This window comes from Prevotella sp. Sow4_E9_plate (assembly GCF_052116205.1).
Lineage (GTDB): Bacteria > Bacteroidota > Bacteroidia > Bacteroidales > Bacteroidaceae > Prevotella.
Window position 1 is genome coordinate 1 of sequence record NZ_JBQKLN010000088.1, and the last position, 4,466, is coordinate 4,466.

The window sequence follows — 4,466 nt, forward strand, 5'->3', positions numbered from 1 at the left end:
TGTTTAATTGTTTCTTGCCTTGCACCATAATTTGAAAAATTTAAAATCATGGTGCAAAGGTACGAAACTTTATCTAGGCGCACAATACGGCTTTCACCGAATAGTTACGTTTCGTACACCCCTGTAATTCTGTAATCTTCTTCATCACTGCAACAACTTGTCAGACAAAAAAAGGCAATGATTGCGAAAAGTGTGGATAATGTTTGTTTCATATGCTTTGTTATTTAAAAAATTATTGCAAATATATCATTTATTTCATAAGAATGTATCTTTTTGTGATGTTTTTTAAGGAAAATTATATTTTTATTTATAATTAAGCGTTTGTATATTAAGAAGTTTAGACGTATATTGCTTTAAAACTACGTCAAAAGACATAACCTTGTCTCTTATCCTCAAAAGCAAAGAACTCCCGTCTCTTTTCTGAGATGGGAGTTCTTGTTTAGAAGGAATACTGGGCGGAAATCATCAGTTCGCGAGGGCGAAGATAATAGCTGTCGGTCAATGTACTGATGCCGCTATAGATGGTTTCCATATAGTTCTTCTTGTTGAAAAGGTTTCGAAGCTCTGCTGAAAGGCGGAGCTTTTTCATTCTCCATACTGCCGAGGCATCGCCAAGGAGGGTGTTAAGGTGGCTGCCCTCTTGCAGTTCATTGCGATAATGTACGAGCGAGAAGGAGAGGTCCACATGGCTGATGGTAGCGGTGGCAGATACGCTTTGACGCCAATTAAATAACGATGACTTCGCTATTTTTTGACGTTTCGAGTTGTAAAAAGAGAATTCTCCCTCATAGCTAAAGGCACACCAGGACGGCGAGAAGTCGATGCTAGGCTTCACAGTATAGTTGTCCGCGGTGTAGCTGATGGCTTTGCCGCTGCTGTATTGCTCACCCTTGCTGTAGTTGTAACTGCCCTCCAGGCGGGTCTTCAGATGAAGGTCGTAGAAACCCTTGGAGATATAGAGCGAACCTCCGATGTTGTTGCTCTTGCTGTCCTGCTTATATAATGAGGTATAGTATTTGCCATCCTCGATGCGTAGGTCGGATGCCGTGTTCATCCAGTTTTTGCTGGCATTGACCGATGCGCTGAAGAAGATTTCCTTGATAGGGCGCTTGTAGTCGTAACTCAACTTGCCATAAAGAGAGCGAGTTATCGGAATGATGTCGCTCGAAGTGTACCAAGAGCGATAACTTTTGCGATATTGCTTCATGGCGTAGTTGGTGGCACTGCCCGTTCCAGTACTGTATCCTGTGTAGATAGTCAACTCTCTACGGAAATCCAATTTCTTATATAAGTAAAGGTAGGGTGATACGGTAAGTAGAGTTTTCTGTGGATAGGTGAAGCGTTCCCAGATGAAGTCGGGAGAGAACGACATACGGAACGTCTCGGTCTTGTATTGCCAGTAAGGGGTGAACTTCCCTGTAATGTTAAGACTGTTTTGACCGATTTCATCGTGACTGTTTTCGATGAATCCGTTGTTTTTGTCGATTTCATCGCTTCTTTCCTGATATTTCGCATAGATGTTGTTGAGGTCGATACTCATTCTATATTCCTGTGTCCAGTGGAAGCGGTTCCTCATCCACTGTAAGGCGTGGGCTGTATGCCAAAGGTTGGTGCGGATGCGATTGCGCTCGTCGTTAACGTAGAGGTCCGCCACACCATGGTGATAGTCGGCAGTGCTACGCCAAGAGAGTTGACTTTTCTTGAAGACGAAGAGGCGGTAGATACTTGCCGAGAGGTCGAGCTTTGGGATGCGGACACGTTGGGTAAGCGTGTCGTTGATGTTTGACAAGCCATCGCTTTGTGCTGCGCTGAGGCTGATACTCTCGTTGCCATAATGCTCAGCCTTGTTTACCTTGTTCTCCCATTGCAGATTGAAGGCATCGCTGATCATCGTCTTGTGGTTGTGCTCCGTGGTAACAGTAGGAGCTTCGCCGCCGAGGTCGTAGATACTCATGTTCTCTCGCTCTTGTCGGGTTACCGTACGAAGATAGTTGGCTTCTATGCGAGTCTCTGCATCGTCCTTGTTCTTCTTGATATGGTTGATGGAGTATTTTTGCGAGGTGTTGAAGCGCAGGCGTTCTTCGTCGATAGGAGCGTCAAGCGATGGTACCGATACCCATGATGGAAGGGAGGCAGGAGCCAGACGATTGCTGTAAGATGCGAGTTGGTTAAGTGAATAGCCGAGATTTTTACCTGTTCTGTCGTATTCTGCATCATACATCATCTGTTTCTTTTTGCCAATTTGCATGATGTTGATGCTTCCGCCTATGTGGGACGGATGCCCTACGAGCATGTAAGGCTTGAGGGTGGGCATCAGTTTGTCGCGGGCACTATCTTTCAGGGCGATGTTCATCGCTACATTATCTGTAAAGGTCTTGTTCTGGAGCGCCTTGATAGGTTGGTCATGCTCGATGACTTCGGCCTTTTTCACATCTTTTGCCTTGATATTTTCTTCCAGCTGGTTATATTTGCCACCGGTCAGGTCGAGTCCTTCCACGGTGAATCTATTGATAGGTTTACCATTGTAGTTGATACGACCATTCTTCTCTATATCCACGCCTGGCAGCTTTTTCAGTACATCTTTCAGGGAGTTATCTCGTTCGTTGGCAAAGCGGGTGAGATCGAAAGAAATGGTATCCCGACCCGTGATGCGAGAGCCTTTCACCTGTACTTCCTTCAAGACAAAAGCTGTTGAAGCCATACTGATGATGGTTTCTTTTCCCGATGAAATCGATGTTTTTGTCTTTTTATACCCCATAAACGTGGCCTGCAGTTTGTCGTTGGCTTGCTTTTCGGTGATAGGGAGCACGAAGGTTCCGTCTTCCTTTGTTCTTGTAAACTTCAAGGGCTTTCCATTGCGGAGCAGCGTGATGGAGACGTTGGCTAGACGGTTATGGGTCAATGAATCTTCTACATAACCATGAATCCCGGTAGCAGTGTTGTCGTCATCGAGTAAGATAGGAGTGTTTCTCTTGCTCTGCATCGCCATTGGGATGCAGAACAAGAGAAAGAAAGCGATAAAACTGATAATTATTCTCTTCATTTATTATTGAAGTTCAATCGGATTGAAGACATTCTTCTTATTCATGAATTTCTTCATGTCAATTGGGTTGCCCTTTTCGTCCTGTATTTTTATGTTCTTGATGTTTAATGTTTCCAATACCATTCCTGGCGTAAACTTCTTTTTGAATTCTCTGAGGTCTTTTTGGCTGATCTCTTCTCTCTTAGCCTTGGGGAACGTGATAGGTGTTGGTGCTGTCAACGTACTCATGCCGATGGCTGTGAATGAATATTCTTTGTTTTCATCGTATGCTTTCAGTGTCAAGCCCGGCAGTCCAATCAGCTTCCAAGGACCTTCTGGCAAAGGAATGTCTTCGGCGTACCATGCATACCAAGTCCTTCCCTTGAAGTTGGTCTTGGCTAGTTGGCAATGATAGCCGATGATGGTTGTTGCGCTGTCGGGGATGAGTTGCCAGTCGGGTGTCTCCACGTTCTCTGTGCATTTGTAATCTGTAGTGCCGACAGATTCCAATTGGATGGATTTGCCAGTAGATGGATAGTTCTTGTAGTAGGAGAACGGGAATCTTCCACCTTTAGGTAAATCAGAGAAGTCGAAATTGCCAGTCTTGGCTTTTTCGTTCATGAGTGAATCCTTTACCTGTTTCGTTCTGTCATAGAAGCTGGTCGCCTTTTCACCAATGTCGAGGCGCATCTCGCTATCCGTGTAGATGAAGGGTTTGATGGAAGGATTGTTCACCCATTTCCCATCATAGGTAATGCGATACTTGGCGTTGTCGATGTTCTCGACTTCCTCCTTACTGTTTCCCGATATAGAGCGCACAGTGACTTTTGTGACTTGTGCTTTTGTTGCAGCACTTCCCATAAAGAGCAAGGTTGCTAAAGCTAAGATGATTTTCTTCATAATTCTGTCTTTATCTGTTAATCTGCTTGCAAAGTTACACTTTTTGTGACACTCTGCAAAAAAAATGCAGCTATTTATAGCTTTTTAATAGACGCTAAAACTAGCGAAGAGTAAACTAAAAAGTTATCTGTTTTATTTTACTTTCCTTTTAGTTGCTCCTTTACTTTCGCTGTAAGTTTAGCTTTTTCCTTTTCATCCTTCAACTTATCAGCTTTTGCCAAGAACATCTGGAGATAGAGTTTTGCCTGTGGCTTCATCTTGGCTCCGATATACATTTGCGCAGCATTATAATAGTTGTGAGGATCGTCCTCGTCATCATATTCGATGCACTGGGCGAAGGCATGACCTGCATTCTCGTATTCCAATTTATAGTAATGAGCCCACTTTAAAAAGGGGCATATTTTGAATCCAGCATGACCAGTGTGGTCATTCAGAGTGAAACATAGCAATCGGCTCCGCTGGTGAATATCTGTCGAGAAATCGCTTTGAAAGAGCCGAAAGCTTCTCTGATAGGCCCGAAAAGGGCAAATATCGATCTTTGAAA

Annotated in this window: 3 protein-coding genes; all 3 read right to left on the reverse strand. The window is 44.0% G+C overall.

Features of this window, described 5'->3' with window-relative positions; genetic code table 11:
• Positions 1–439: 439 nt before the first annotated feature.
• Entirely contained in the window at positions 440–3,043 is a 2,604-nt protein-coding gene (locus tag ACTQ53_RS17110; protein ID WP_441934485.1) for a hypothetical protein, read from the reverse strand.
• 3 nt (positions 3,044–3,046) lie between these two features.
• Positions 3,047–3,922, reverse strand: a complete 876-nt coding sequence (locus ACTQ53_RS17115; protein WP_441934487.1) for a GLPGLI family protein — start codon at positions 3,920–3,922, stop codon at positions 3,047–3,049.
• A 137-nt stretch (positions 3,923–4,059) separates the two neighbouring features.
• Positions 4,060–4,287: a hypothetical protein gene (locus tag ACTQ53_RS17120; RefSeq protein ID WP_441934489.1), complete on the reverse strand. Its 228-nt coding sequence runs from the start codon at positions 4,285–4,287 to the stop codon at positions 4,060–4,062.
• Positions 4,288–4,466: the final 179 nt, after the last annotated feature.

Bases quoted from the DNA above. Each gene is read 5' to 3' on its own strand.
- ACTQ53_RS17110 (WP_441934485.1), bottom strand. From the start codon at position 3,043: ATGAAGAGAATAATTATCAGTTTTATCGCTTTCTTTCTCTTGTTCTGC.
- ACTQ53_RS17115 (WP_441934487.1), bottom strand. From the start codon at position 3,922: ATGAAGAAAATCATCTTAGCTTTAGCAACCTTGCTCTTTATGGGAAGT.